Genomic DNA, 26,271 nt, shown 5'->3' on the forward strand with positions numbered 1-26,271 from the left:
CAGACGGTGCACCCCGTCGCGATGGAGGGTGTCCGGATCGTCCCGGAGCGCTCAGCCGTCGCGGCGGGTCAGGGCGAACACCACGACCCCCGCCCCGGCGACGGCGAAGCCGGCCGCCCGCGCCGTGGTCGCCCACAGCGCCGACGGGTCGGCGGGCACCGCGAGGATCCCGGCCAGGACCTCGTGCCAGTGTCCGGACGGCAGGACCGGCGCGACCGGCTCCCACAGCACGGTCGCCAGCGGAGCGACGGTCAGCGCGGCCAGACCGGTCGCGACGACCCCGGCGGGCCGCCGGACCAGCGCCGACATCGCCAGCAGGAGCATCCCGAGCCCGCACAGCTGCGCGGCGGCCCAGCCGGTGAGCACCACCGCGCGGAGCAGGGTGTCGCCCACCCCGAACGGGCCCGCGCCCAGGGCGAGCCCGCCGCAGACCAGGGCGGAGACGACCGTCGTCGTCGCGGCGAGCAGCGAGGTCACCGCGACCGCGGCGGCCTTGAGCCCGAGCAGCCGTCCCGGGCCGACGGGGGAGAGCCGCAGGGCGTCGAGGGTGCCGCGGGCCCGCTCCGCAGCGAACGCGTCGGCCGCCACGAGCACGACGGGCATCCCGAGCGCGAACGCCGCGGGCTCGGACAGCGCGACCGTCAGGGTCCCGAGCGCGAAGGACAGCCGGCCGTCGTCGGTGGCCAGCGCGATCGTCGCCAGCAGTGGGACGAGCGCCGCCGACGCGAGGACGACCGCCGTGCGCGGACGGAGCAGGGCGAGCTCCAGCTCCGAGCGGAGCAGCCGGCCGAAGGGGGCCGCGGTGGGGCGGCGCGCCGGGCGACCGGTCCTCGGCCCGGAGCGTGGGCGGGGGGAGCCGGCGGACCGCGGCCGTGCCGGTGCCTGCGAGTAGGCCGCCCCGTGGGGGATGACTGCCCTGGCTCCGGTCGTCGCCGGGGAGCCGCCGGTCCGGTCGCGCGTCGCGGGAGCGACCGCCGGGTCGCCCGGGACGGCGCCGGGGGAGCCGTGGGGTGCGGCGGCCCAGTCGTCGCCCGGGCGGGGGTCCGGGGCGCCCCAGGTGTGCTCGGGGCGCACGATCGCGCTCACCGCCCCGCCCCGGACCCGGCGCCCGTCGAGGCCGGTTCCTCGGTGAGCCGGGCGAAGAACTCCTCCAGCCGGGCCGCGGGCCGCGTCACCCCGTGCACGGCGACACCCGCGTGCACCAGCGTCGCGACGACGTCCGGCGTGGCGGGCCCGGCCGGCACGAACACCCGGTCCCGGGTTCCCTGCTCGGCGTCGATGCCCCGGGCCAGCAGGGCCGCGACGGCGCGCTCGCCGTCCGGCGTCGTCACCACCAGCGCCGACGGGCCCGAGTCGACCAGCTCGTCGAGCGGGCCCGCGCACAGCAGCCGCCCGGCCCGGAGCACCGCGACGTGGCTGCAGGTCGCCTCGATCTCCCCGAGCAGGTGCGAGCTGACGATCACCGTCGCGCCCGCGGCGTTCATCTCCGCGATCAGCCGGCGCACCTCCCGGGTGCCGGCCGGGTCGAGCCCGTCGGTCGGCTCGTCGAGGACGACGAGGCGCCGCCGGGTCAGCAGCGGCACGGCCAGCCCGAGGCGGCGGCGCATCCCGGAGGAGTACTCGCCGGCGCGGCGGTCGGCCGCCTCGGCGAGCCCGACCCGGCGCAGCACGGCGTCGACGGCGGCCGGGATCCGCGCCGAGTCCAGCAGCGGTTCGGCGGCCGCGGCCCGCAGCAGGTTCTGCCGACCGGTGCGGTGCGGGTGCAGCGCAGGCGCGTCGACCAGGGCGCCGACGTGCGGCAACACCTCCGACGCGCGGTGCGGCAGTCGCCGTCCGAGCAGCTCGACCTCGCCGTCGCTGGGGGCGAGGAGCCCGAGCAGCATCCGCATCAGCGTCGTCTTGCCCGCGCCGTTGGGGCCGAGCAGCCCGAGGACCGCGCCCATCGGCACATCCAGGTCCACCCCGTCGACCGCGCGCACCGCGCCGAAACCGCGGGACAGACCGATCGCGCGCACCGCCGGTGGGCGCGGCGCCGGGGGCGGCTCGGGAGGGTCGAGGGGAGCGGACGTCGGGTACACGGCACCCAGCGTGACCGCGCGGCGGCGCGAGCGGGCCGTTTTCGCCGAGTTCGGCCACTCCGGCCGGGTGCGGGGCCGGCGATCGGCCGCCCCGGGCGGCTGCGGGACCGGCTGCGAGGATCGACGGCGTGCCGGTGCTGAGCCTGGACCATCACGTGGACGGACCGCCCCGACTCGTCGCGGGGGTGCTGCGCGAGTCGGCCCCGTCGGCCCGCGCGGTCGCGCGGGTGGGAGCCCGGTTCACCGCGCCGTCGGCGCTGCTCGTGGCCGGGGACGAGGTCCGGGTCGCGCTGCCCGGCGGGTTCCTCGCCTGCCGGACACGGATCACCCGCGCCGGCGCCGGTGGGGTGTGGTCGGAGCTGGCGGCGGGTCCCGCCGCGGTGCTGCGGCACTCGACCCGGGTCGTGGCCGCCGCCGGGGGTGGCAGCCATGTCCGCGACGAGCTCACCTGGCAGCCGCCCCTCGGTGTGCTCGGCCGGATCTCCGACCCGGTGCTGCGCCGGTTCGGTGCGCGCCTGCTCCGGGCCCGCCGCGAGGTGCTCGCCGAGCGGGTCGCGGAGCTGGGCCGGGCCGGGGTGGTCGTCGGGGCGGCGATCGTCCGGGACGGCAGGCTGCTCGTCGCCCAGCGTTCCTACCCGGCCGAACTGGCCGGCCGCTGGGAGCTGCCCGGCGGTGGCGTCGAGGACGGCGAGAGCGGGCCCCGGGCCCTGGTCAGGGAGTGCGCCGAGGAGCTGGGTGCGCGGGTGGTGGTCGGGGAGCGGCTGGGCACCGACCTGCCGCTCGGGCGACGTGTGCTGCAGATCCACACCGCCCGGCTGGAGCCCGGCTCCCCGGAGCCGGAGGCCCGCGAGCACCGGGCGCTCCGCTGGGTGGGGCGCCGCGAGGTGGCGACCCTGGGCTGGCTCGACGCCGACCGGGCCGTCGTCGCCGAACTGGTGGAGCTGCTGCGGACCTGATGCGCGGTCCCCGGTGCCGGAACGACGATCACCGCCGGATCCGGTGGAACCGATCCGGGTCGGGCGTCGTCCAAGCCACATGAACCGGAACGCCGCCGCGCCCCTCCCGTCCGTCCTCCCGACCGCTGCGCACCGGGCGGCCCGCCGCTCCCGGGCCGCGCGTGGCGCCGACCCGCTCGCCCGGCTGTTCGCCGCGCAGGACGGCCTGGTCACCCGGGCCCAGGCGCTCGCCCACGGCCTGTCCACCGACCAGGTCGACCGCAGGCTGGCCGCCCGGCGCTGGATCCCCGTGCACCCCCGTGTCTACCGGCACGCCGCCCACCGGCCGAGCGAGCGGTCCCGGGTCCGGGCCGCCGTGCTCTGGGCGGGGGAGGGCGCCGTGCTGACCGGGGCCGCCGCGGCCTGGTGGTGGGGGCTGCTGCCCGGTGCTCCCGCGGTGGTCACGGTCACCGTGCCGCGCCGGCGGGCGCCGCGCTCGCGTGCGGGGGTCCTCGTCCGGCGCCGCGACCTGGACCCGCTCGACGTCACCACCCACGACGGGGTGGTCGTCGCCCGGCCGGCGGCCGCGGTGCTGGACGGTGCGGCCGACCCGGCGGTGCCCGGGGACGCGCTGCTCGACCACGTCCTCGGCACGGGCTCCGTCGGTGTGGCCGAGCTGGTCGAGGCGCACGCGCGCAACCTCGGGGCGCACGGCTCGGGCGTGGTCGGCCGGATGCTGGCCGGGGCGTCGCGCCGGATCGCCGTCCGTGCCCGGCACGGGCTGCGGGCGTTGCTCGCCGCCCGGGGGGTGCGGGCCTGGCGCACCGACGTCACCGTGGCCGGGGTCCTGCTCGACCTCGCGTTCCCCGCGGCCCGGCTGGCCGTCGAGGTGCACGACCCGGTCGACGCCGGAACGGGCGCCGACGGCTGCGGCTCCGCGTGGCGCCGGGCCGTGCTGCGCCGGCACGGGTGGCGGACACTCGTCGTCGAACCGGCGGAACTCCGGTGCCCCGAGGATCTCCTGGCGCGCCTCCACGAGGCCGTCACCGGGCATCCGGCCGGCCCCGGCGGTGCCGCGGGGCGGGCCGCGGGGTGAACGACCGGCGAACCCCACCACACACGGGGTCGTCGGGCCGCCCGGACGACTGTGATTCCGGCCATGTCGGGTCCGGGTGACGGACGCGTCGTCACGGCCCACGGGGTGATCACGAAGGCCGGTCCGGGGTCCGGGCGCACGAAGGCCCGGACCTGTCGGACCACGTCGACCGACCTTCCACCGCGTTACCTCACCGGCGGTGCGCACGCAACCCGGACCGCGACGTCGTCGCAGGTCAGCGGGTCATACGTCCGTTCAGTAGATGCGCGCGATCTTGATCGCGCGCGTGAGTGCCTTGCCGCTCAGATCGTCGGCACCCGCCTTGCGCAACCGCAGCGCGACGACCGGACAGCTCTTGCACCGCTTCGGCTTGGACCGGCAGCACTTCTTCTTGACCTTGCCCATGATGAGGTCAGGCTAACCTGCGCCCGGGGCGTGGTGAAGGACTTGCAGCGGATACCGTTGAGGTGTGACCATCCCTCGTTCCGCCTCGGCCCTCGATGCCCGTTCCTCGATCGAGAGCGACGCCGTCCCCGATCGGGCCGGCCGACCCGAGCTGCGCAACGTCGCGATCGTCGCGCACGTCGACCACGGCAAGACCACGCTCGTGGACGCGATGCTCCGCCAGTCCGGCGCCTTCGCCGAGCGCGCCGAGCTCGTCGACCGGGTCATGGACTCCAACGACCTGGAGCGCGAGAAGGGCATCACCATTCTCGCCAAGCACACGGCGGTGAACTGGCACGGCACGACGATCAACGTCGTCGACACCCCCGGCCACGCGGACTTCGGCGGTGAGGTCGAGCGCGGCCTGTCCATGGTCGACGGCGTGGTGCTGCTCGTCGACGCCTCCGAGGGTCCGCTGCCGCAGACCCGGTTCGTGCTCCGCAAGACCCTGACCGCCGGGCTGCCCGTCATGCTCGTGGTCAACAAGACCGACCGTGGCGACGCACGGATCGCCGAGGTCGTCGACGAGTCCCTCGAGCTGCTGCTGGAGCTGGCCGACGAGCTCGAGCTCGACGAGTCGGTCACCTCGCACCTGCTCGACCTCCCGGTCGTCTACGCCTCCGGCCGCGCGGGCAAGGCCTCCCGGATCCGGCCCGCCGACGGCGAGCTCCCGGACTCCGACGACCTCCAGCCGCTCATCGAGACCCTGCTCGACGTCGTCCCACCGCCCGCCGACGACGTCGACGCCCCGCTGCAGGCCCACGTCACCAACCTCGACGCGTCCAGCTTCCTGGGCCGCATCGCGCTCTGCCGCGTCCGCGCCGGTGTGCTGCGCCGCGGCCAGCAGGTCGCGTGGTGCCGCGAGGACGGCACCACGCCGCGCGTCAAGATCACCGAGCTGCTGCGCACCGAGGCGCTGACCCGCGTCCCCGCCGACGAGGCGCGCGCCGGTGACCTGGTCGCCGTCGCGGGCATCGCCGACGTCACCATCGGCGACACCCTCGCCGACCCGGAGAACCCGGTCGCGCTGCCGCGCATCCACGTCGACGAGCCCGCCATCTCGATGACGATCGGCACCAACACCTCGCCGCTGGCCGGCCGGGACCCGCACCCGGGCAAGAAGCTGACCGCCCGCCTGGTCAAGGGCCGGCTCGACGCCGAGCTGGTCGGCAACGTGTCCATCCGCGTCCTGCCGACGGAGCGCCCCGACGCCTGGGAGGTCCAGGGCCGTGGTGAGCTCGCGCTGGCGATCCTGGTCGAGACCATGCGTCGCGAGGGCTTCGAGCTGACCGTCGGCCGCCCGCAGGTGGTCACCAAGACCATCGACGGCAAGCTCCACGAGCCGTTCGAGCAGCTGTCGGTCGACGTGCCCGAGGACAGCCTCGGCGCCGTCACCCAGCTGCTCGCCGCCCGCAAGGGCGAGATGGGCGACATGGTGCACGGCGACGGCCGGGTCCGGATGGAGTTCCGCGTCCCGTCCCGCGGCCTGATCGGCTTCCGCACCGAGTTCCTGACGATCACCCGCGGCGCGGGCATCGCCAGCCACGTCTTCGACGGCTACGGCCCCTGGGTCGGCGAGATCCGCACCCGGAACAAGGGTTCGCTGATCTCGGACCGTTCCGGGCCCGTCACCCCGTACGCGATCGACCAGCTCGCCGACCGCGGCACGCTGTTCGTCGGCCCGACCACCCTGGTCTACGGCGGCATGGTCGTCGGCGAGTACACCCGCAACGAAGACCTCGAGGTCAACATCACGCGGGAGAAGAAGCTGACCAACATCCGCTCGTCGACCTCCGACGTGCTGGTCAAGCTGATCCCGCCGACGATCCTGAGCCTCGAGCAGTCGCTGGAGTTCTGCGCGACGGACGAGTGCGTCGAGATCACCCCGGAGAACGTCCGGATCCGCAAGATCGAGCTGGACCCGAACCTGCGGGCCCGCGCCCGGTCCCGTGCGAAGGCCGCGGCCAACGCCACGAAGTGACCCGCACGGCTCGTGCGCTGCGGTGTTGCGTATCGGTGAGCAGAGCAAAGCCTCGCCGACACCCGGTACCGCTGCGTATCGGTGAGCAGAGCGCAGGCGCCCGCCGGACCCCGTCCGGCGGGCGCCTCCGCCACGGTGGGGATACTGCGGACGTGAGAGCACGTCGATGCTTCCGGGCGCTCCCGGCGCTCCTGCTGGTCGCCCTGCTGGCGCTGACGGGCTGCGCGGCGGACCCGCAGCCGGCACCTCCGCCGGAGACGAACCGCCCGACCGAGCCGGTCACCGCCCCCACCCGGGTGGTGGTCGGTGTCGACGACCTGGGGCCCGGGTTCAACCCGCACCTGCGGTCGGACCAGTCGCCGGTCACCACGGCGATCGCGTCGATGACCCTGCCGTCGGTGTTCCGGCCCGACGACCGGGGTGTGCCGCAGCTCGACACGACCGTCGCCACGTCCGCGACGGTCACGTCGCAGAGCCCGTTCACCGTCAGCTACGAGCTCAACCGCGATGCCGGGTGGTCCACCGGCGCCCCGATCGCCGCCGAGGACTTCGTCTACCTCTGGCAGCAGATGCGCAGCCAGCCCAACACGATCGGCGCCGCGGGCTACCGCGAGATCACCGACGTGCGCTCGCGCGCCGCGGGCAAGGCCGTCGACGTGGTGTTCCGGGAGCCCTATCCGCACTGGCAGGAGCTGTTCGGCGACCTGCTCCCCGCGCACCTGCTCAAGGACGCGCCGGGCGGCTGGACGGCCCCGTTCGCGGGCGGCGTGCCCGCCTCGGGCGGCCCGTTCCGGCTGATGCAGGTCGACCGTCTCCGCGGTGAGGTGCTGCTCGCCCGCAACGATCCCTACTGGGCGACCGCCGCGGTCGTCGACGAGATCATCCTGCGCCGCATCCCGGCGAACACCCTGCCGACGGCGCTGGAGAGCCAGGGCGTCGACCTCGCCCTGCCCGACGCCCGACCGGAGATCACCCAGGCCATCGAGGTCCTGGCCCGGGGCCCGAAGCCCCCGACGGTGCAGCGCGGGCCGCGACCGGCCGTCGAACAGCTGGAGTTCCGCACCGCCGACGGCCCGCTGGCCGATCCCCGGGTCCGCGAGGGCATCGCGGCGCTGCTGGACCGCGACGCGATCCGGGAGCGCGTCAACCCCGACGCCGTGGCCGTGAACGCCTTCGGCGCCGCCCCGTCGGACCCCGGCTACGTGGCGACCGCGCCGGCCGGTGCACCCGGCAGACCCGACGCTGCCGCGGCTGCGGCCGCGTTCACCGAGGCGGGCTACGTCCGTGGTGAGGACGGCCGGTGGACCCTCGGCGGGCGCCCGCTCAGCGTGGTCATCGGTGCCGGGGCCGAGCGGACCGAGGACGTGAACGTCGCCCGCGTCGTGGCTGAGCAGCTCAAAGCCGGCGGGATCGGCGCCACGATCGTCGCCCCGCCGGCACCGGACCTGCTGACCGACCCGAGCGTCGCTCCGACGACGCCGACCCCCACCAGCACGCCCGCCCCGGGCGCGGGCCCGGTCGGCGGTGGCGCCGCACCGGTCACCACGCCCCCGCCCGCGACGACCACCGTTCCGACGACGTCCGGTGCCCCGGGGTCCGGTGCTCCGGTCGCGGTCGACGTGCTCGTCGCACCCCGGGCCGCCTACGGCGCGATCGGGCCGCGACTGGACTCCGACTACGGCTGCCCCGCGGACGCGGTGTCCGGCGAGCTGCCGGGCGTGGCCTGCTTCCCCGCGCTGCAGCCGTTGCTCGACGAGCTGTTGGTCGCCGACAGCCCGGACCCGGCCGTCGTCGCCGAGGCCGAGCGGGTGCTGCGGCGTCAGCTGCCCGCGCTGCCGCTCTACCAGGCGCAGGGTCTGGTCATCAGCAACCAGCAGACCGACGCGGCCACCCGGGTCACCCCCGGCCCGATCGCGACCGGTCCGATGTCGGGTGCCCGGACCTGGGCCGAGCCGGAGGGCTCGGGCGAGCGCCCGACCGGCGAGGACGACCCGAACTGACACCGTCGGGTGCGCCCGTTCGGGCGCACTCCGCTGCTGCATGGTGACGCCGAGTGGTACGTAAGTACCAACTATGTTTCGGCGCGCATCGAGGGCTGTGCGACGCAACGCTCCGTTGTTACTGTCCGGTTCGGCTGCGAGCCCGTCACGTCGTTCAATGGTCACCGTTTCGCCACGATCGGCGTCGGACCTCGCTGCTGGAGGGCCGCGATTCCTAGCGTGCCTCCCTGACGGGCCCCGGCACACATCCGGTGGTCCGTCGCGTCCCGGACGGGTGCGACAACGGCGTGCACCCACGACATCTCGAGAGGCACGGCAGATGAGGGGAAGAAGGGCGGCCGCTTCGGCCATCGCCCTGACCGCGGTCGTGGGGCTGGTCCTCACGGGTTGCAGCCAGCAGAGCAACACGGGAGGCAGCGGCGACACCGCCGCCGGGTTCGAGGAGACCCCTGACCAGCCGGAGGTGCCCGGCAAGCCGGGCGGCACGTTCCGGCTGGCGATCACCGAGCCGACCGCGATCGACCCGTACAACACCCAGGAGTCCGAGGGCACCCTCGTGAACCGGGCGCTGTTCACGGGCCTGATCCGGGTCAAGCCGAACGGTGACGTCTACGACGGCGTGGCCTCGAAGTGGACGCCGAACCAGAACTGCACGCAGTGGGTGTTCGACCTCAAGCCGGACCAGAAGTTCTCCAACGGCGAGGCGCTGAACTCCACCTCGTTCAAGCGGGGCTGGGAGCGCACCGCGGCGAAGGCCTCGGCGTCGGAGGTCTCGTACCACCTGGACGAGGTGCAGGGGTACGACCAGATGCAGGCCGGGACCGCCAACGCGCTGTCCGGCGTGGACGCGACCAACCCGAACCAGCTCAAGGTGACGCTGTCCAAGCCCGACTGCGAGTTCGAGCTGCGGACCTACCACCCGGCGCTGAGCCCGGTCCCCTCGACCGCGGGCGCGGCGGACAACAAGACCTACAACGACCTGCCGATCGGCAACGGCCCGTTCAAGATGGACGGCCCCTGGCAGCACGACCGCGGCATCCGGCTGGTCCGCAACGACACCTACACCGCGGGGACCAAGGCGAACCTCGACGCCGTCGAGATCACCATCGTCCCGTCCGGTGAGGGCGGCGGCGTCCCCGCCGAGTACAACGGTTTCCAGAACGGCCAGTTCGACTGGGCGCGCATGCCCACCCCCGTCCTGAACCAGGCCAAGTCGACCTACGAGCCCCAGGGCAAGTGGCTGAACAAGAAGACCAACGGCAACAACTACCTGCTGGTCTCGGTCACCACCAAGCCGCTGAACAGTGCGGATGCACGCAAGGCCGTCTCGATGGCGATCGACCGCAACGCGATCGTGCAGGGTGTGCTGCAGAACTCGACCTCGCCGGCCGACGCGCTGATCCCGCCGAACTTCCCGGACGCCTACACCCCCGGTGTCTGCACCGCGTGCACCTACAACCCGGACGAGGCGAAGCGGCTCGCGCAGCAGGCCGGTCTCACCCCCGGCACCGAGGTGAAGCTGCAGTACAACACCGGCGCCGGTCACGAGGAGTGGACCGCGGCGGTCAAGCAGCAGCTCGAGCAGAACCTCGGGTTGAAGGTCACCTACACCGGTGTGCCGTTCCGTGACCTGCTCGACAACGAGCAGCAGCCCGAGGCTTCCGGCCTGTGGCGTGCGGCGTGGAGCGCCGACTACCCGACCCCGGGTAACTATCTGTTCCCGCTGCTCGCCACCCAGTCGATCGGTGCCGCCTCGCCGAGCGAGCCGGCCCAGGGCGACAACCGTGGCCGCTACTCCAACCCGGAGTTCGACAAGCTGCTCGCGCAGGCCGCGCAGACCCAGGACGAGGCCGCCCGCAACGACCTCTACAAGCGGGCCGAGAAGATCGCCATCGGCGACGACCTCGCGCTGATCCCGCTCTGGTTCCGCCAGCAGTCCCGCCTGGTCAACACCGAGAAGTTCGGCAACGTGAACATGGACTTCTCCGAGGACCCGACGTTCGACACGATCACCCTCAAGTGACGTCCCGCTGACGCGGCCCGCGTCCCGGCGACCCCGGGACGCGGGCCGTCGTGCGGCGTTCCCACCACACGAAAGTCCGTGCATCCATGGGCCGATTCATCCTTCGGCGGCTGCTCCAGGGGATCCTGGTCGTCGTCGTCACCGCTTTCCTGATCTTCATCGCGACGTTCTCGCTCGGGGACCCCTTCGCCTCCACCGGGGAGAAGGTCGTCCCGCCGGAGGTCGCCGCGATCAACCGCGCCAAGTTCGGTCTCGACCAGCCGCTGCCGGTCCAGTTCGTGAACTACCTCGGCAACATGGTCACCGGCGACTTCGGCCTCGACTTCGACCAGCGGCGTCCGGTCTCCCAGCTCCTCGCCGAGACCGTCCCCAACACGATCCTGCTCGCCGTCGTCGCGCTGCTGTTCCTCGTCCTGTTCGGGGTGACGGCCGGTGTGATCGCCGCGGTGCGCCGCTACTCGTTCTGGGACGTGTTCGTCACCGTCGTCTCCACCATTGGCATCGGTGTCCCGGTGTTCGTCGTCGCGATCTTCCTGGTCGCGAACGTCTCGGGAGTCGGGCCGTTCCCGCCGGTACCGCGCAGCTTCCTCGAGGAGGTGCCCTGGTACTGGGACGTGATCCTGCCCGCGTTCACCCTCGCGATCATCGAGTCGGCGTTCGTCGCCCGGCTGATGCGGGGGTCGATGTTGGAGGTCCTGCAGGCCGACTACATCCGCACCGCGCGCGCCAAGGGTCTGTCCGAGCGGACGGTCATCGGCAAACACGCCATGCGGACGTCGCTGCTACCCGTCGTCACCTTCGTCGGGCTCACCCTGGGCACCTACATCGGTGGCGCGATCGTCACCGAGACGGTGTTCCAGTACAACGGCGCCGGGTTCCTGCTGGCCCGCGCGATCACGAACAACAACGCGCCGGTCATCATGGCGGTGGTCGTCTACAGCGTGGTGGCCTACGTGCTGCTCTCCATGCTCGTCGACATCCTCTACGCCTACCTCGACCCGCGCATCCGCCTGAGCTGACTGAGTGAGGCGATCCCTCGCATGAACCCACCACCCACCCCCGGCGCGCCGGCCACCGATCCGGCCGCCGCGCTCGGACTGCCCGGCGGCGACCCCGCCGAGGCCGTCACGCCGGTCCCCGACGGCCGCCGCCGTGGACGGTCCAATGGCCAGTTCGCCGAGATCTGGCGGCGCTACCGCCGCAACAAGCTCGCCATGGCCGGGCTGGTCATCGTCGCGTTCGAGATCGTCATGGCGATCATCTCGCCGTTCTCGACGCCCTACGACCCGTTCGAGCAGAACCTGCTCAACACGCTGCAGCCGCCGTCGTCGGCGCACTTCTTCGGCACCGACGTCCTCGGCCGAGACCTGTACTCCGGGATCATCTACGGCGTCCGGCTGGCGATGATCGTCGGTCTGTCCGTGGTCTTCTTCTCCCTCGTCCTCGGGCTGACGCTCGGTGCGCTCGCCGGGTTCAAGGGCGGCGCGTGGGACGCGGTCATCGCCCGGATCATCGACATCTTCCTTGCGTTCCCACCACTGGTGGGTGCCCTGGTGATCGTCCGCGCGGTCGGCGGTGGGACGCTCCCGGTCGTCATCGCACTCGTCGCGCTGGGCTGGATGACGACCGCCCGGCTGATGCGTGGCCAGGTGCTGGCCCTGCGGGAGGCCGAGTACGTCGAGGCGGCCCGCTCGATCGGGGCGGGCACCCGGCGGATCCTGACGCGGCACATCCTGCCCAACGCCGTGGCACCGGTGCTCGTGTACTCGTTCACCTCGATCGGCGTCGTCGTGGTCGCGATGGCGACCCTGTCCTACCTCGGTGTCGGTGTCCCGCCGGACGTCCCGGAGTGGGGCCGGTTGATCTCGCAGGCCTCCCAGTACCTGTCGGTGCCGGGCAAGAGCTTCCTGTGGATCTTCCCGTCCGCCGCCATCGCGATCACCACGCTGGGCTTCGCGTTCGTGGCCGACGGCCTGCGCGACGCCCTCGACCCCAAGCTGCGCGGGAGGAACTGACCCGTGACCGAGAACCGAAGCGAGCACATGCTCGAGGTGCGCGACCTGCGGGTGCACTTCTCCACCGACGCCGGCGTGGTCAAGGCCGTCGACGGCGTCAGCTGGCACGTCGACCGGGGCGAGACCCTGGCGATCGTCGGTGAGTCCGGCTCCGGGAAGTCGGTGTCGGCGATGAGCCTGATGGGCCTCGTCCCGACCCCGCCCGCGACGTTCCCCAGCGGCGAGGTGCTGCTGGAGGGCCGCTCGCTGCTGACGATGTCGGAGTCCGAGCAGCGCAAGCTGCGCGGCAAGGACATCGCGATGATCTTCCAGGATCCGCTGACCGCGCTGAACCCGGTCTACAAGGTGGGCGACCAGATCGCCGAGATGATCCGGGCCCACGACCGGCAGGCGGGCAAGGTGACCGCCCGCCGTCGCGCCGTCGACCTGCTCGGCGAGGTCGGCATCCCGAATCCGGCCACGCGGGCGTCGCAGTACCCGCACGAGTTCTCCGGCGGGATGCGCCAGCGCGCGATGATCGCGATGGCGCTCGCGAACGACCCGAAGGTCCTGCTGGCCGACGAGCCGACCACCGCGCTCGATGTCACCGTGCAGGCCCAGATCATGAACCTGCTCGAGAAGCTCCAGGAGCAGCGTGAGACGGCGATCGTCCTGATCACCCACGACCTGGGCCTGGTTGCGGCGCACGCCGACCGGATCATGGTCATGTACGCGGGCAAGGTCGTCGAGACCGGGACCAACGACGAGATCTTCGCCGAGCCGCGGCACGCCTACACCTACGGGCTGCTGTCGTCGCTGGCGCGGATGGACCAGGCCCGGCCGGAGAAGCTGGAGCCGATCCCCGGGCAGCCGCCGAACCTCGCGCACGTCCCGTCGGGCTGCGCGTTCCACCCGCGCTGCCGGTTCGCCACGTCGTCGTGCGCGGAGAAGACCCCGGAGCTGGTCCAGATCTCCGACCGGCCCGGCCACCTGCACGCCTGCCTGCACCCCGACGAGGTGGGCCAGGCCGCCGCCACGCCGCGGGAGCCGGCCGTCCCGGGATCCGAGGCGCGCGTCGCGGAGACGTCGGACGGCGAGCCGATGCTGCGCACCGCGGGGCTGACCAAGTCCTTCCCGATCCGCTCCGGGGTGCTGTTCCAGCGCACGGTCGGCGTGGTGCAGGCCGTCGACGGCATCGACCTGGAGATCCCCGAGGGGCAGACGCTGTCGCTGGTCGGCGAGTCCGGCTGCGGCAAGTCCACCGCGGCCCGGGCGATCCTGCGGCTGCACGAGCCCACCGCGGGCAGCGTGCACGTCAACGGCCGCGACGTGACCGCGCTCGGACAGGGGGAGCTGCGCTCGGCCCGGGAGGACATGCAGATCGTCTTCCAGGACCCGTACGCGTCGCTGAACCCACGCATGACCGTCCGGTCGATCCTGTCGGAGAAGTACGAGCTCCTCGGCGGTGAGCTCACCGACTCCACGATCCCGGAGCTGCTCGAGACCGTGGGGCTCTCGGCCGAGTACGCCGAGCGCTACCCGCACGAGTTCTCCGGCGGGCAGCGCCAGCGCGTCGGCATCGCCCGAGCGATCGCGCTGAACCCGAAGTTCGTGGTGCTCGACGAGCCGGTCTCGGCCCTGGACGTGTCCATCCAGGCCCAGGTGCTCAACCTCCTCGAGCAGCTGCAGCGCGACTTCGGGCTGACCTACCTGTTCATCGCCCACGACCTGTCGGTGGTACGCCACATCTCCGACCGCGTCGCGGTGATGTACCTGGGCAACGTCGTCGAGGTCGCCGACCGCGACGACCTGTTCGACCGGCCGCAGCACCCCTACACCCAGGCGCTGATCTCGGCGGTTCCCGTCCCGGACCCACAGGTCGAGCGGGTGCGCGAGCGGATCGTGCTGACCGGGGACGTGCCCAACCCGGCCGACCCGCCGTCGGGCTGCCGGTTCCGCACCCGGTGCTGGAAGCACCTGGAGCTGTCCGACACCGACAAGGCGCGTTGCATCGACGAGAAGCCGGTCCTGGAGATCGCGTCCGGGCCGGGGCACCGGGTGGCCTGCCACTTCGCCGAGGAGCGCGCGCTCCTGCGGACCTGACCGAGCGGACCCGCCGGACCAGGGCCCCACGGCCACGACACGCCACCCGGTGCGAAACTGGGTGGCGTGTCGCTGGTTCTGGGGATCGAGACGTCGTGCGACGAGACCGGTGCCGGTCTCGTCCGGGACGGGGTGCTGCTCGGCGAGGGGCTGGCGTCGTCGGCGGACGAGCACGCCCGTTTCGGCGGTGTGGTCCCGGAGGTCGCGGCCCGTGCCCACGTGAGCGCGGTGACCCCGATGGTGCGCGCGGCCGTCGAGGCGGCCGGGGTGTCGCTGTCCGACGTCGACGCCGTCGCCGTCACCGCGGGGCCGGGGCTGTCGCCGGCGCTGCACGTCGGTGTCGCGGCGGCGAAGGCGTACGCGGCGGCCCTGGACGTGCCGCTCTACGGGGTGCACCACCTCGCCGGGCACGCCGCCGTCGACGTCCTGGAGCACGGGCCGCTGCCCGACCGCTGCGTCTGCCTGATCGTGTCCGGCGGGCACACCTCGCTGCTGGCGCTGGGCGACCTGGCCCGCGATCCCGTCGAGCACCTCGGCGACACCGTCGACGACGCCGCGGGGGAGGCCTTCGACAAGGTCGCCCGGCTGCTGGGCCTGCCCTACCCGGGCGGCCCGTCGGTGTCGCGGGCCGCCCTCGACGGCGACCCGGCCGCGATCGCGTTCCCGCGTCCGATGACCGGCCCGCGCGACGCCGCGTTCGGCTTCTCCTTCTCCGGGCTCAAGACCGCCGTGGCCCGGCACGTCGAGGCGGCCCAGGATGCGGGCCGCGCGGTCCCGGTGCCCGACGTCGCCGCGTCGTTCCAGATGGCCGTGGTGGACGTCCTGGTCCGCAAGGCGCTGCGGGCGTGTGCCGAGCGCGGCGCGGACACCCTGCTCATGGTCGGCGGGGTCGCGGCGAACCGGGTGCTGCGCACCGAGATGGAGCGCGCCTGCGCCGCCGCCGGGATCACCCTGCGGGTTCCCGTACCGCGGCTGTGCACCGACAACGGCGCGATGATCGCGGCCCTGGGTGACCTGCTGGTCCGCGACGGCGTCGCGCCCGCGGGGCTGGCCGGGACCGCCGTCCCGACCGTTCCGCTGACCGGCGCGACGATCACGTTTCTCCCGGCGACGGGGGAGGCGGCGGAGTACCCGCTGCCCGTCGTGCCCCACGCCGCGGCGGGGTCGATCATCGCCCCGTAGGCTCCTCGGGTGCCTGCTCGTCGCCTCCTGCTCGTCCACGCCCACCCGGACGACGAGACCCTGACCACCGGCGGGACCATCGCCCGCTACACCGCCGATCCCGACTGCGAGGTCACCGTGGTGACCTGCACCCTCGGTGAGGAGGGCGAGGTGATCGGACCGGAGCTGGCCGAGCTCGCCCCGGACCGCGGTGACCAGCTCGGCGGTTACCGCATCCGCGAGCTCGACGCCGCGCTGGCCGCCCTCGGCGGGCCCCGGCACCGCTGGCTCGGTGGCCCCGGGCGCTGGCGCGACTCCGGCATGGTGCTGGCCGGGCACGGGACCCGCGCGGCGCTGCCGCCGGAGCTGCACCCGCGGGCGTTCGCCGCCCCGGAGCCGTTCGGCACCCAGCTCGCGCAGCTGTTGGAGATCATCGACGAGGTCCGCCCGCAGGTGCTGGTCTCCTACGCCTCCGACGGCAGCTACGGCCACCCCGACCACGTCCGCGCGCACGAGCTGGCCGTCGCCGCCGCCGGGGCGCGCCCGGACGTCGTCGCCAAGCTGTACTTCGCGGTCCGGTCGAGCGCGCTGCTCGACGCCGGGCTCGCCGAGCTGCACTCCGCCCTCGGCGGGGACCCGGACCGCACCGGGCTGCGCTGGCCGGAGCCCGACGAGCACCCCGGCCACGACGTCGGGGCCGTCACGACCCGGGTCGACGTCGACGCCCACGACGACGCACGCGTCGCCGCGATGCGGGCACACGCCACCCAGATCGACGTCCGCAGCGGCGACGGCTGGGTCGCGTTCGCGATGAGCAACGGCATCGTGCAGCCGCTGCTGGGGGTCGAGGAGTACGTGCTCGCCGGTGCGCCGCCCGGCACGATGGAGTCGGACCTGTTCGAGGGGGTCGACGGATGAGCGACGTGACGAGGCTCCCGCTCGCGCTGGTGCTGCTGGTGATCTCGGTGCTGCTGGTGGCCTTCGAGCTGATGTTCCAGATGCTCTACATCGGGCCGGTCCCGGTGCCGCTGGGCACGGTGATCGTGGTCGTCTCGCTGCCGTGGCTGATCCACACCACGGTCACCGAGATCCTCCCGACCCCGGCGGGTGCCGCCGCCCCGCTGGTCGTGTGGTTCGCGGCGGTGCTCGTGCTCGGCTTCTTCGGGCCGGGCGGGGACCTCCTGCTCCCGGTGAACTGGGAGTCGCTGCTGCTGCTCGTCGCCGGCGCCGTGACCGGTGTCGTGTCGTTCCGCAGGGCGCTCGACCGGCTGGCGGACGGCCGCGACCGTAGGGTCAGCTGATGACGATCTCCGACGACGATCTGGTGCGGGTCCTGCGCCCGTTCGTGCGGGCGACCCGGCCGGTGCTCGACGGGCTGCGTGAGTCCGACCCGTTCGGCCTGCGCGCCCGGGTGACGCCCGGCCCGGACCGCGCGGTGGACACGAGCGACGAGGAACGCTCGTTGGCCGACAAGATCCTCGACGCGCTGGCGTCGGTGAAGGTCCCCGGCACCTCGGCCTGGGCGGCGATGGACGTCCCCGCCCGCAGCGACTGGTGGGTCTACCGGGTCGGCCGGTTCACGACGCTGATCGCCGCGATCCCGGGCCTGGGCGGGGCGCTGGCGCGCACCCTGCCGGTGTCCGACGCCGTCGGCGCGGCGGGGGAGGGGTTGCTGCTCGTCGCGATCGCGGGCGAGCACGGGGTGCGCTCGGAGGACCGGCTCGTCGAGCTGCTGGCGTCGGTGCTGTTCCAGCGTGAGCTCGACCTCGCCGCCCGGGAGCTCACCGCGGCCGAGGACGCCGCGGCCGACGCCCGCGCCGAGGAGCTCACCGGTGACCTCGCCGGCGACGGCGGCAAGCGGGCCACGCTCAAGCGTGTGGGCAGCGCCGTCTGGCGCCTCGGACGGGCCCTGTGGGGTGTGGAGGACGAGCTCGACAAGCGTCCGCACGGCCGCTTCTACCACCAGTGGCTCGGGCTGCTGCCGGTCGTCGGCGTCGTCGGGAAGTACCTGGGGGAGTGGTCGGGGCTCAAGCGTGCCGCCAAGCAGGCCCGCGCCTGGCTGCTCGCCCGCGGGTTCGCCTGAGCTCCTGATCCTCCGGTCAGGCAGGCTCCGGGGGAACCAGGTAGTGGTAGCGGTGGTGGTCGGTCCAGCCGGTGCCGCGGTAGAGGGCGAGCGCGGCGGGGTTGTCGTCGGCGACGTCGAGCATCCCGTGCCGCGCACCGTGCGCCGCGCCCCAGGCCAGAGCCTGTCCGGTGAGCCGGGACGCGAGCCCGCCCCGCCGCGCGGCCGGGACAACCCACAGGCGTGACACGTAGACGTGGTCGTCGACGACGGCGGCGCGCACCGACGCGACCGGCGTCCCGTCGGCGTCGGCGAGCGTGCCGAACCCGACCTCGACGGGGTCCGTGCTCGTCCCTTTGCTCTGCTCACCGGGACGCAGCACCTCGGCAGGCGCCCCGGTCAGCACCGCCCACGCGGGCGCGCCGGGCGCGGGTTCCGGCTCGCCCTGCGCGGCCCACCAGTCGGGTCCGGGCGTTGCGGGCCACCGCGGTGCCGGGGCGTCGGACGCGGCGCGGGTGACGAGCACGCTGCAGGTCCCGGGGCCCTCGTCCCGCACCCAGCCCGCTTCGATCACCCGGTTCGACCAGGGCGCCTCCACCGGGGCCTGCACCACCGGGACGATGCCGTGCCGCCCGGCGAACTCCCGCACCCGTTCCAGGGCGCGTTCCACCGGCATCCCCGGGTCCCCGAGTGCGAGCGCGGAGTTCGCCCGCCGGGTCCAGCCGCCAGCCGCGCGCAGCAGCCAGCCGCCCAGCTCCTCGACGACCGGTGCCGGCCAGGCCGTCGCCCGCACGCGTTCCAGCCGGTCCACCGCCGCACGCGACGCCCGCCGGGCCGGGGCGGGCGGCACCTCCCGGACGGCGACGACGGCGTCGCGCCGCACGTGGACCGGCCCCGACCGGGTGTGGACGATGACCGCGTCGGGCCCGTCGGGCTCCAGCTCACCGACCGCGTCGGTCAGTCCGGGGCCCGGCGCGTCCTCCGGCGCGATGCGGTGGCGCAGGGCCACTCGCCGTCCTGCCAGCTCGTCGAGCATGAAGCCGACCACCTCACTCCTGCCCCGCCGGGGGCCGCGGGTTAACCTGCGAGCGTCCCAGTTTGACCGGGCACCCCACCACCACATGATCGCCGGGTGCCCGCTGCTCCGAGTGGAGGACCACCGAAGTGACCTACGTGATCGCCGAACCCTGCGTCGACCTGCTCGACAAGGCGTGTATCGAGGAATGCCCGGTGGACTGCATCTACGAGGGTGGACGGATGCTCTACATCCACCCCGACGAGTGCGTCGACTGCGGTGCGTGCGAGCCGGTCTGCCCGGTCGAGGCCATCTACTACGAGGACGATGTCCCCGACCAGTGGGCCGCCTACACCAAGGCCAATGTGGACTTCTTCGAGGAGCTGGGCTCGCCCGGCGGGGCGTCGAAGCTCGGCAAGGTCGACCGTGACGTGGAGCCGGCCAAGAGCCTGCCCCCGCAGGAACACGACGAGTGAGCAGGCTCGACCTCCCCGACTTCCCGTGGGACTCGCTGACCGGCGCGCGCGAGCGCGCGGCGGCGCACCCCGACGGCATCGTCGACCTGTCGGTCGGCACCCCGGTGGACCCGGTCCCCGGGGTGCTGCGGGAGGCGTTGGCCGGGCCGGCCGCCGCCGAGCCCGGCTACCCGACGACGCACGGCCCGGCGTCGCTGCGTGAGGCGGTCGTCGCCTCGTTGCAGCGGCGCTTCGGCGTGCCCGGGGTCGACCCGGCCGCGGTGGTGCCCACGATCGGCTCGAAGGAGCTGGTCGCCTGGTTGCCGACGCTGCTGGGACTCGGCGCTGGCGACACCGTCGTCATCCCGGAGCTCGCGTACCCGACCTACGAGGTCGGGGCCCGGTTGGCGGGGGCCGAGCACGTCCGTTCCGACGGCCTCACCGCCGCCGGTCCGGCACGGGTCCGGCTGGTCTGGCTGAACTCGCCGTCGAACCCGACCGGCCGGGTCCTGCCGGTCGAGCACCTGCGCAAGGTCGTGACCTGGGCCCGGGAGCGGGGCGCGGTCGTCGCCTCCGACGAGTGCTACCTCGGTCTGCCCGGCGACGCCGAGCCGGCGCCGCGCTCGGTGCTGCACCCCGACGTCTGCGACGGCGACTCCACCGGCCTGCTGGCGGTTCACTCGCTGTCGAAGGTGTCGAACCTGGCCGGGTACCGCGCCGGGTTCGTCGCCGGGGACCCGGCGCTGGTGTCGGGGCTGCTGGAGGTCCGCAAGCACGCGGGCATGATCGTTCCGCGTCCGGTGCAGGCCGCTCTGGAGGCGGCCGTCTCCGACGACGCGCACGTCGCCGAGCAGGCCGCCCGCTACGACGCCCGTCGCACCCGCCTGCGGGCCGGGCTGGAGAAGGCCGGGCTCACGATCGAGCACTCGCAGGCCGGGCTCTACCTGTGGGCGAGCGCGGACGAGCCGTGCCGCGACACCGTGGACCGGCTCGCCGGTCTGGGGATCCTTGTCGCTCCCGGCGAGTTCTACGGGCCCGCGGGCGCCCGGCACGTCCGGGTGGGGCTGACCGCGCCGGACGAGCGCATCGACGCCGCCGTGGATCGGCTCGGGACCGCCTGAACCCCCGACTGTCGTTGCGATAGGCAAGGACCCGGGAGAGGATCGGCGGATCAGTCACGACGCCGGTGCAGCGATCCGGCAGGCGAAGGAGCCGTCGAATGCAGGCACCGCGTCCCTGCAACCCCGGTGGCGCCGACCCGTCCGCGTCGTCCGGTCCCGGCACGGCCTCCGGGCCGGCCGCGCATCGCGACCCGGGTCCGGGGTCGGGGCGACCGGTCGGGAGGCACCCGGCCGTGCGACCGGCACTGGTCCTGTTCGGGGTGCTCGCCCTCGCGGTGAACCTGCGGGCCGGGCTCGCCGGCTACCCGCCCCTGCTGGAGACCGCCCGCGCCGACCTCGGGATCGGGGCGGGCGCGGCGGGTCTGGTCCAGGCCGGTGCGGTGCTGATGATGTCGGCGGGCTCGTTCGGCGCGGCCGCCGTCGCCACCCGGGTCGGCCGTGAACGGCTACTGGGTGTCGCCGTGGCGACGATCGGGGTCGGCAGCCTGCTGCGGTCGGTGGCGGCACTGCCGGCCCTGGTCGGCGGCTCGGTGCTGGTCGGGCTCGGCATCGGGGTGTCCGGGGTGCTGCTCACCGGGGTCGTGAAGGAGCACCTGGCCGAGCGGGCCGGCGCGGTGACCGGCGCCTACGTCGTCTCGATGATGATCGGCGCGACGGTCGCCTCCGCCGTCGCGGTGCCCCTGGCCGTCGCGCTGGGCGGATGGTCCTTCTCGCTCGCGGTGTGGGCGGTGCCCGCGGTGCTCGCCGTCGCGGTGTGGGCACCGGTGGCGAGCCGGATCGGTCGCGCCCGCCCGGACACCCCGGACGCGCGGGGAACGACCGACGACGGCCCGTCGGTCGCCGAGGAGGTCCGGGTCCGTCACGACCCGTTCGCCCGCCGCATCGCCTGCTACCTGGCGGGCTCGTCGACGATCTTCTACGGCTGGCTGACCTGGCTGTCCCCGTTCTACGAGTCCCAGGGCTGGTCACCGCAGGCAGCGGGGCTCCTTCTCGCGGTGTGGGGCATCGCGCAGATCCCGGCGGCCCTGCTGTTCCCGGCCGCGGCCGAGCGACGACGCCGGTGGCGGTTCTGGGCGGCCCTGACCGTGCTCAGCTCCGCCGCGGGGACGCTCGGGGTGCTGCTCGCCCCCGCGCCGGGTTCACCGTTGCCGTGGCTGTGGGCGGTCCTGATCGGCATCGGGGTCGGCGCGGGGTTCCCGCTGGGCCTGACGGTGATCGCCTGGCGCACGCCGACCCCGGCCCGCAGCGCCGCCGTCAGCGGGTTCGGCCTCGGGATCGGCTACTTCTGCGCCGGGATCGGGCCGCTGGTGATGGGGGTGGTCATCGACGCCGCCGGGTTCCCGCCCGCGATCGGGCTGCTCCTGATCGGTGCCGGGCTGCAGGGCGTCGCGGTGGTCCGGATCGGGGACCGCCCGCGCTGAGCGGTCCGGCTCAGAGGACCTCGGCCTGCTCGGCCAGGTGCTCCCACGCGGCCCACCACTGCTCGCGCAGCGCCTCGGCGCGGGCCCGTTCGCGCTCGACCAGCCGGCCGCCGACGAAGACCTCGTGGGCGTCGGGTCCGGGGCCCAGTTCGTCGAGCAGGGCGCGGATGCGGTGCTCGGCGACGCAGGCGTCCTGGTGGTCTCCCAGGACCTCCTGCAGCCCGGCGGCGGCCTTGAGCATCCGCCGGACCTGGCGGGCGTCCTCGGTGCGGGACCCGTCCTCGTCGCGCATCGCCGGCTCGACGAGCTCACCGGTGTAGCGCAACCGCTTGGTGCGGATCCGCAGGTCGTGCAAGGTCATGTCCGGCGGGTTCGGCCCGGCGCGACGCACCGCCTTCACGAGCTTGCGGGTCTCGGCCCGGACCAGCTCGATCAGCTCGGGGCGGGCGACCTCCGCCGGCGGCTCCGGCAGCGGCGCCGAGACGGCCTCGACCAGCGAGCGACGCAGTGCGGCGTACCGGTCGGAGTCGAGCTCGTCCAGCATCTCGGCGCGGGCACCGACCCGGTCGGCCTCCAGCACCGCGACCAGCCGCTCACCGGCGGCCAGCTCGGCCGGGGGCAGCGTGGACACCTCGCCGCGCAGGCGGTCGATCATCACGTCGAGGTCGCGCACCGGGCCGAGCGCCCGGCCGAGCCGGCCGAGCTCGGCCCGCAGCAGGTCCGCCCAGGTCTGATCGAGCAGGGGGCGGGCGGCCTTGAGCGCCGCCCGCATCCGCCGCACCGAGACCCGCATCTGGTGCAGGTCCTCGATGTCGGACCCGTCGCGTACACCGGGTTCGTGCCGCAGCATCGCGCGCAGCCGCTTGTCCAGGAGCGCACGGACGTGCGCCACCGCCGGGTCCTGCGGCCCGGCGGTCAGCGGCTCACCGAGGTCCGCGGCGCCGTAGAGGTCGTTCCCCGGAGGCTGCGCAGCCCCGTCCGTACCCACCATGTCCCTGCCGTCCTGCTCTTGTGGGTGTTCCGCCGTGAACCGCTGCCGGGCCGTCAGTTGGCGTGCAGCGCGGCGTTGAGGGCGATGCCGTCGCCGGTGCGGGCCAGCACCTCGACGGCGCCGGACACCGAGTTGCGACGCAGCAGCAGCCCGTTGCGGCCGGACAGCTCGCGTGCCGCGGTGGTGCTGCCGTCGGGCAGCGTGACCTTGGTGCCTGCGGTGAGGTAGAGGCCGGCCTCGACCACGCAGTCGTCGCCGAGGGAGATGCCCAGGCCGGCGTTCGCGCCGAGCAGGCAGCGGCGGCCGATCGAGATGACCTCCTTGCCACCCCCGGACAGCGTCCCCATGATCGAGGCACCGCCGCCGACGTCCGAGCCGTCCCCGACGACGACCCCGGCCGAGATCCGGCCCTCGACCATCGACGCGCCGAGGGTGCCGGCGTTGAAGTTGACGAAGCCCTCGTGCATGACGGTCGTGCCCTCGGCCAGGTGCGCGCCGAGCCGGACGCGGTCGGCGTCACCGATCCGCACGCCGGCGGGGATCACGTAGTCGACCATCCGCGGGAACTTGTCGACGTGGGTGACGGTCACCGGACCGCGGCCGCGCAGCTTCGCCCGGGTGAGCTCGAACCCGGGGACCGGGCACGGGCCGTGGTTGGTCCAGACGACGTTGGCGAGCAGCCCGAACTGGCCCTCGAGGTTCACCTGGTGGGGCTGGACGAGGCGGTGGCTGAGCAGGTGCAGTCGGAGGTAGACGTCGGCGGCGTCGGCCGGTGCGTCGGCGAGCGAGCGGATCTCGGTGCGCACGACCTCGGTGCGGACCTCACGCAGCTCGTCGGTCCCGACGAGGGGCTGCAGCTCGGCACCGTTGTCGGACGCGTCCCCGCCCAGCACCGGAGCCGGGTACCAGACGTCGAGGACGGTGCCGTCGGTCGTGACCGTGGCCAGGCCGGTTCCGGAAGCGCCTTCGCGGCGGTACTCGGTGCTCACGGGCCCCGAACCTACCGTCCCGCCGTCGCCCACGGCACGCCGCGGTGGGTGCGCCGGGACACGTCGGCATGATCGGCCGCCCGCACCGCGAGCAGCACCGCGGCGGCCTGCAGGTAGCGGAGCACCGCGGCCGGCGCGAACGGCGGCGGTGGTGGGTCCGGGAGCCGCCCGCACGCCCGGCACCGGGCCTGCAGCACCATCCAGTGCTCGACCGTCGGCGGTGGCGGCGCGGTGCGGAACTGCGCGACCCGCACCTCCCACACGCTGCGCCGCCGCATCGCATCGCGCAGCGCCCGATCCCGGTGGAACGTCTCCGGCGGGCGCGCGCAGCCGTACCGGTCGCCCCACCACTCACCGGGCAGCGGATCGAGGATCACGTCCAGATGCGACGGGAACCGGCGGCCCGCCCCGTCACGCAGGTCACCCGGCGGGTCCTCCATCGGCGGCACTCGCCGGTTTTCCGCGTCCACGACGACCATCCGCAGCCCCGCGACCGCCAGGATCGCCGCCAGCGTGTCCAGCGCCGGCGCGAGCGACCGGCTCTCGATCCGGGCGATGGTCGACGGCGCCAGCCCCGTCCGCTCCGCGAGCTCCCGCTGTGACAGGTCCGCGCTGCGCCGCACCCGCCGGACGAGCCCGGACAGATCGGGCACGACGACGTCGACCGGCGCCGGCGGCGGCTCCTCGGGCAACCGGTCGCCCTCGATGATGTCCATGCACCGACCCTGCGCCCACGAGCCCGGGATGCACCGGTGACCTGCGAACCTGTGGACAACTCGCCCGCTTGTGGACAACCGCCCGTCAGCGGTTCCGGCAACGGGCGACGCAGCGCCCGCGGCCCGGGCGGCCGTCCCGGCGGTGGTCGTCCGTGCCTCGCTTTGCTCTGCTCACCGATACGCAGCGGGCGCCCCGGGGTCGCCCCTGGAGGCGGCCGGAAACCGTTCGCAACGCCGGTCGTGCCCGGCAGCGGCAGGGACGTGCGAGACGCTCGTGGGCCCGTGCTGCGTATCGGTGAGCAGAGCAAAGCGACGACCGAGGAGCCCTCCCCGGCGGCGCGGCGGCGGCCCGGGGCACCGACCCGGCGACGCGCGGGACCGGTCCGGGGCTCCCGGGGGGCGGGCGGGTCGCGGGTGAGGGCTGTCCTGGTGGAGGGCCGTCCTGGTGGGTCGGTAGCGTCGCGCCGGTGACGACGACGCTGCCCGCGCTGGACCTCACGTCCGACCCGGTGACCCTGACCGCTGCGATGGTCGACATCGCCAGTGTGTCCGGGGACGAGCGGCGGCTCGCCGACGCGCTCGAGGTCGCGCTGCGGTCCCAGGCGCCGCATCTGGAGGTGCTGCGGTCCGGTGACGCGGTGCTCGCGCGCACGAACCTGGGGCGTCCGCACCGCGTGCTGCTGGCCGGGCACATCGACACGGTGCCGATCGCGGACAACGTGCCGTCGCGCCGTGCCGACGGGATCGTGCACGGCTGCGGCACCTCGGACATGAAGTCCGGCGACGCGGTGTTCGCGCACCTCGCGGCCACGTTGGCCGCGCCGCGGCACGACCTCACCCTGATCTTCTACGACTGCGAGGAGATCGAGGCGGAGCGCAACGGGCTCGGCCGCATCGAGCGCGAGCACGGGGACTGGCTCGACGCCGACCTCGCGATCCTCGGCGAGCCCACCGACGGTGCGCTCGAGGCCGGTTGCCAGGGCACCCTGCGCGTCGAGCTGCGGACCGCGGGGCGGCGCTCGCACTCGGCGCGCTCGTGGCTGGGGGACAACGCGATCCACCGGGCCGCGGAGATCCTGTCGCGGCTGGCCGCCTACCGGCCGCGGTGGGTGGACATCGACGGCTGCGAGTACCGCGAGGGGCTGCAGGCGGTGCGGATCGGCGGCGGGGTCGCGGGCAACGTCGTCCCCGACGAGTGCGTCGTCACGGTGAACTTCCGGTTCGCCCCGGACCGGTCCGCCGAGCAGGCCGTCGCGCACGTCCGGGAGGTGTTCGACGGGTTCCCGCTCGTAGTGACCGACCTCTCGCCGGGTGCGCTGCCGGGCCTGTCCGCACCGGCGGCCGCGGAGTTCGTCGCCGCGACCGGGGCGGTGCCGCGGGCGAAGTACGGCTGGACCGACGTCTCGCGCTTCGCCGCGCTGGGCATCCCGGCGGTCAACTACGGGCCCGGCGACCCGAACCTCGCCCACACCCGCGAGGAGCACGTCGCCGAGAACGCGATCACCGCCTGCACCGCGGTGCTGCGCCGCTACCTCGCGGGCGACTCCGCCTGATCGGAGCTCGCCTGGTCGGAGCTCGCCTGGTCGGAGCTCGTCTGGTCGGAGACTGTCTGACCGAAGCCCGCCGGACGGCCCGCACCGGGTGACACCGCACCGGGTGACACCGCACCGACGCTGTGCCGACACC

The 26,271-nt window shown here is 74.1% G+C and carries 23 protein-coding genes; 16 read left to right on the forward strand and 7 right to left on the reverse strand.

Annotated features, from left to right (window positions below; all coding sequences use genetic code 11):
- Positions 1-51: 51 nt before the first annotated feature.
- Both Ae331Ps2_RS14855 and Ae331Ps2_RS14860 read right to left on the reverse strand, forming a co-directional pair.
- Positions 52-1,086: an ABC transporter permease gene (locus Ae331Ps2_RS14855; RefSeq protein ID WP_075308216.1), complete on the reverse strand. Its 1,035-nt coding sequence runs from the start codon at positions 1,084-1,086 to the stop codon at positions 52-54.
- Positions 1,083-2,078, reverse strand: coding sequence for an ABC transporter ATP-binding protein (locus Ae331Ps2_RS14860; protein WP_075308215.1), 996 nt, complete (start codon positions 2,076-2,078; stop codon positions 1,083-1,085). The genes Ae331Ps2_RS14855 and Ae331Ps2_RS14860 overlap by 4 nt, the downstream gene beginning before the upstream one ends.
- A 128-nt stretch (positions 2,079-2,206) precedes the next feature.
- On the opposite strand from Ae331Ps2_RS14860, the gene Ae331Ps2_RS34260 reads away from it, so the two are divergent.
- Positions 2,207-3,034, forward strand: a complete 828-nt coding sequence (locus tag Ae331Ps2_RS34260) for an NUDIX domain-containing protein (RefSeq protein WP_349289825.1) — start codon at positions 2,207-2,209, stop codon at positions 3,032-3,034.
- 79 nt (positions 3,035-3,113) lie between these two features.
- Positions 3,114-4,109 carry a type IV toxin-antitoxin system AbiEi family antitoxin domain-containing protein gene (locus tag Ae331Ps2_RS14870; RefSeq protein ID WP_075308214.1) on the forward strand — a complete coding sequence of 332 codons (996 nt, stop codon included), beginning with the start codon at positions 3,114-3,116 and terminating at the stop codon, positions 4,107-4,109.
- Positions 4,110-4,364: 255 nt separating this feature from the next.
- Here Ae331Ps2_RS14870 and Ae331Ps2_RS32065 read toward each other — a convergent pair whose 3' ends face one another.
- Positions 4,365-4,514 (reverse strand): hypothetical protein, encoded by a 150-nt coding sequence (locus tag Ae331Ps2_RS32065; protein ID WP_020626377.1) that lies wholly within the window; start codon positions 4,512-4,514, stop codon positions 4,365-4,367.
- 109 nt (positions 4,515-4,623) lie between these two features.
- Between Ae331Ps2_RS32065 and typA the strand changes: the two genes are divergently transcribed.
- From typA to Ae331Ps2_RS14920, 10 genes are all read left to right on the forward strand, one after another.
- Entirely contained in the window at positions 4,624-6,534 is a 1,911-nt protein-coding gene (gene typA, locus Ae331Ps2_RS14875) for a translational GTPase TypA (RefSeq protein ID WP_075312348.1), read from the forward strand.
- A gap of 152 nt (positions 6,535-6,686) precedes the next feature.
- Positions 6,687-8,534, forward strand: coding sequence for an ABC transporter family substrate-binding protein (locus tag Ae331Ps2_RS14880; protein ID WP_075308213.1), 1,848 nt, complete (start codon positions 6,687-6,689; stop codon positions 8,532-8,534).
- A 319-nt stretch (positions 8,535-8,853) separates the two neighbouring features.
- A complete protein-coding gene (locus Ae331Ps2_RS14885; RefSeq protein WP_075308211.1) occupies positions 8,854-10,557 on the forward strand; it encodes an ABC transporter substrate-binding protein in 1,704 nt (567 codons plus the stop codon).
- Between the two features lie 86 nt (positions 10,558-10,643).
- The gene (locus Ae331Ps2_RS14890; protein WP_020626372.1) at positions 10,644-11,576 is read left to right on the forward strand and encodes an ABC transporter permease; all 933 of its coding nucleotides are present in this window, start codon (positions 10,644-10,646) and stop codon (positions 11,574-11,576) included.
- A 21-nt stretch (positions 11,577-11,597) separates the two neighbouring features.
- Positions 11,598-12,572 (forward strand): ABC transporter permease, encoded by a 975-nt coding sequence (locus Ae331Ps2_RS14895; RefSeq protein WP_083695573.1) that lies wholly within the window; start codon positions 11,598-11,600, stop codon positions 12,570-12,572.
- A 3-nt stretch (positions 12,573-12,575) separates the two neighbouring features.
- Entirely contained in the window at positions 12,576-14,654 is a 2,079-nt protein-coding gene (locus Ae331Ps2_RS33980) for an ABC transporter ATP-binding protein (RefSeq protein ID WP_075308209.1), read from the forward strand.
- A 66-nt stretch (positions 14,655-14,720) separates the two neighbouring features.
- Entirely contained in the window at positions 14,721-15,836 is a 1,116-nt protein-coding gene (tsaD, locus tag Ae331Ps2_RS14905) for a tRNA (adenosine(37)-N6)-threonylcarbamoyltransferase complex transferase subunit TsaD (protein ID WP_075308207.1), read from the forward strand.
- A 9-nt stretch (positions 15,837-15,845) separates the two neighbouring features.
- Complete coding sequence (gene mshB, locus Ae331Ps2_RS14910) at positions 15,846-16,733, forward strand: N-acetyl-1-D-myo-inositol-2-amino-2-deoxy-alpha-D-glucopyranoside deacetylase (RefSeq protein ID WP_075308205.1); 888 nt, start codon at positions 15,846-15,848, stop codon at positions 16,731-16,733.
- A complete protein-coding gene (locus Ae331Ps2_RS14915; protein WP_075308203.1) occupies positions 16,730-17,116 on the forward strand; it encodes a hypothetical protein in 387 nt (128 codons plus the stop codon). The genes mshB and Ae331Ps2_RS14915 overlap by 4 nt, the downstream gene beginning before the upstream one ends.
- Positions 17,116-17,898 carry a hypothetical protein gene (locus Ae331Ps2_RS14920; RefSeq protein WP_075308201.1) on the forward strand — a complete coding sequence of 261 codons (783 nt, stop codon included), beginning with the start codon at positions 17,116-17,118 and terminating at the stop codon, positions 17,896-17,898. The genes Ae331Ps2_RS14915 and Ae331Ps2_RS14920 overlap by 1 nt, the downstream gene beginning before the upstream one ends.
- A gap of 16 nt (positions 17,899-17,914) precedes the next feature.
- On the opposite strand, the gene Ae331Ps2_RS14925 is transcribed toward Ae331Ps2_RS14920, so the two are convergent.
- Positions 17,915-18,913: an N-acetyltransferase gene (locus Ae331Ps2_RS14925; RefSeq protein ID WP_139319223.1), complete on the reverse strand. Its 999-nt coding sequence runs from the start codon at positions 18,911-18,913 to the stop codon at positions 17,915-17,917.
- Positions 18,914-19,041: 128 nt separating this feature from the next.
- On the opposite strand from Ae331Ps2_RS14925, the gene fdxA reads away from it, so the two are divergent.
- The 3 genes from fdxA to Ae331Ps2_RS14940 all read left to right on the forward strand — a co-directional run bounded on the left by fdxA (position 19,042) and on the right by Ae331Ps2_RS14940 (position 21,889).
- Entirely contained in the window at positions 19,042-19,368 is a 327-nt protein-coding gene (fdxA, locus tag Ae331Ps2_RS14930; protein ID WP_075308199.1) for a ferredoxin, read from the forward strand.
- Positions 19,365-20,468 carry a succinyldiaminopimelate transaminase gene (dapC, locus tag Ae331Ps2_RS14935; RefSeq protein ID WP_075308197.1) on the forward strand — a complete coding sequence of 368 codons (1,104 nt, stop codon included), beginning with the start codon at positions 19,365-19,367 and terminating at the stop codon, positions 20,466-20,468. Before fdxA ends, dapC begins: the two co-directional genes overlap by 4 nt.
- Positions 20,469-20,701: 233 nt before the next feature.
- Positions 20,702-21,889, forward strand: a complete 1,188-nt coding sequence (locus tag Ae331Ps2_RS14940) for a CynX/NimT family MFS transporter (RefSeq protein ID WP_075312342.1) — start codon at positions 20,702-20,704, stop codon at positions 21,887-21,889.
- A gap of 10 nt (positions 21,890-21,899) precedes the next feature.
- Here Ae331Ps2_RS14940 and Ae331Ps2_RS14945 read toward each other — a convergent pair whose 3' ends face one another.
- Genes Ae331Ps2_RS14945 through Ae331Ps2_RS14955 form a run of 3 tightly spaced genes read right to left on the reverse strand, consistent with a single transcriptional unit; the run spans position 21,900 to position 24,585 of the window.
- Positions 21,900-22,880, reverse strand: a complete 981-nt coding sequence (locus Ae331Ps2_RS14945) for a CHAD domain-containing protein (RefSeq protein ID WP_075308195.1) — start codon at positions 22,878-22,880, stop codon at positions 21,900-21,902.
- A 53-nt stretch (positions 22,881-22,933) separates the two neighbouring features.
- On the reverse strand, positions 22,934-23,869 hold the full coding sequence (dapD, locus tag Ae331Ps2_RS14950) for a 2,3,4,5-tetrahydropyridine-2,6-dicarboxylate N-succinyltransferase (protein WP_075329826.1): 936 nt from the start codon (positions 23,867-23,869) through the stop codon (positions 22,934-22,936).
- 11 nt (positions 23,870-23,880) lie between these two features.
- Entirely contained in the window at positions 23,881-24,585 is a 705-nt protein-coding gene (locus Ae331Ps2_RS14955; protein WP_075308193.1) for a helix-turn-helix transcriptional regulator, read from the reverse strand.
- Between the two features lie 479 nt (positions 24,586-25,064).
- Between Ae331Ps2_RS14955 and dapE the strand changes: the two genes are divergently transcribed.
- Positions 25,065-26,138 carry a succinyl-diaminopimelate desuccinylase gene (gene dapE, locus Ae331Ps2_RS14960; RefSeq protein WP_233147725.1) on the forward strand — a complete coding sequence of 358 codons (1,074 nt, stop codon included), beginning with the start codon at positions 25,065-25,067 and terminating at the stop codon, positions 26,136-26,138.
- Positions 26,139-26,271 lie beyond the last annotated feature (133 nt).

The organism is Pseudonocardia sp. Ae331_Ps2, from assembly GCF_001932405.1.
GTDB lineage: Bacteria > Actinomycetota > Actinomycetes > Mycobacteriales > Pseudonocardiaceae > Pseudonocardia.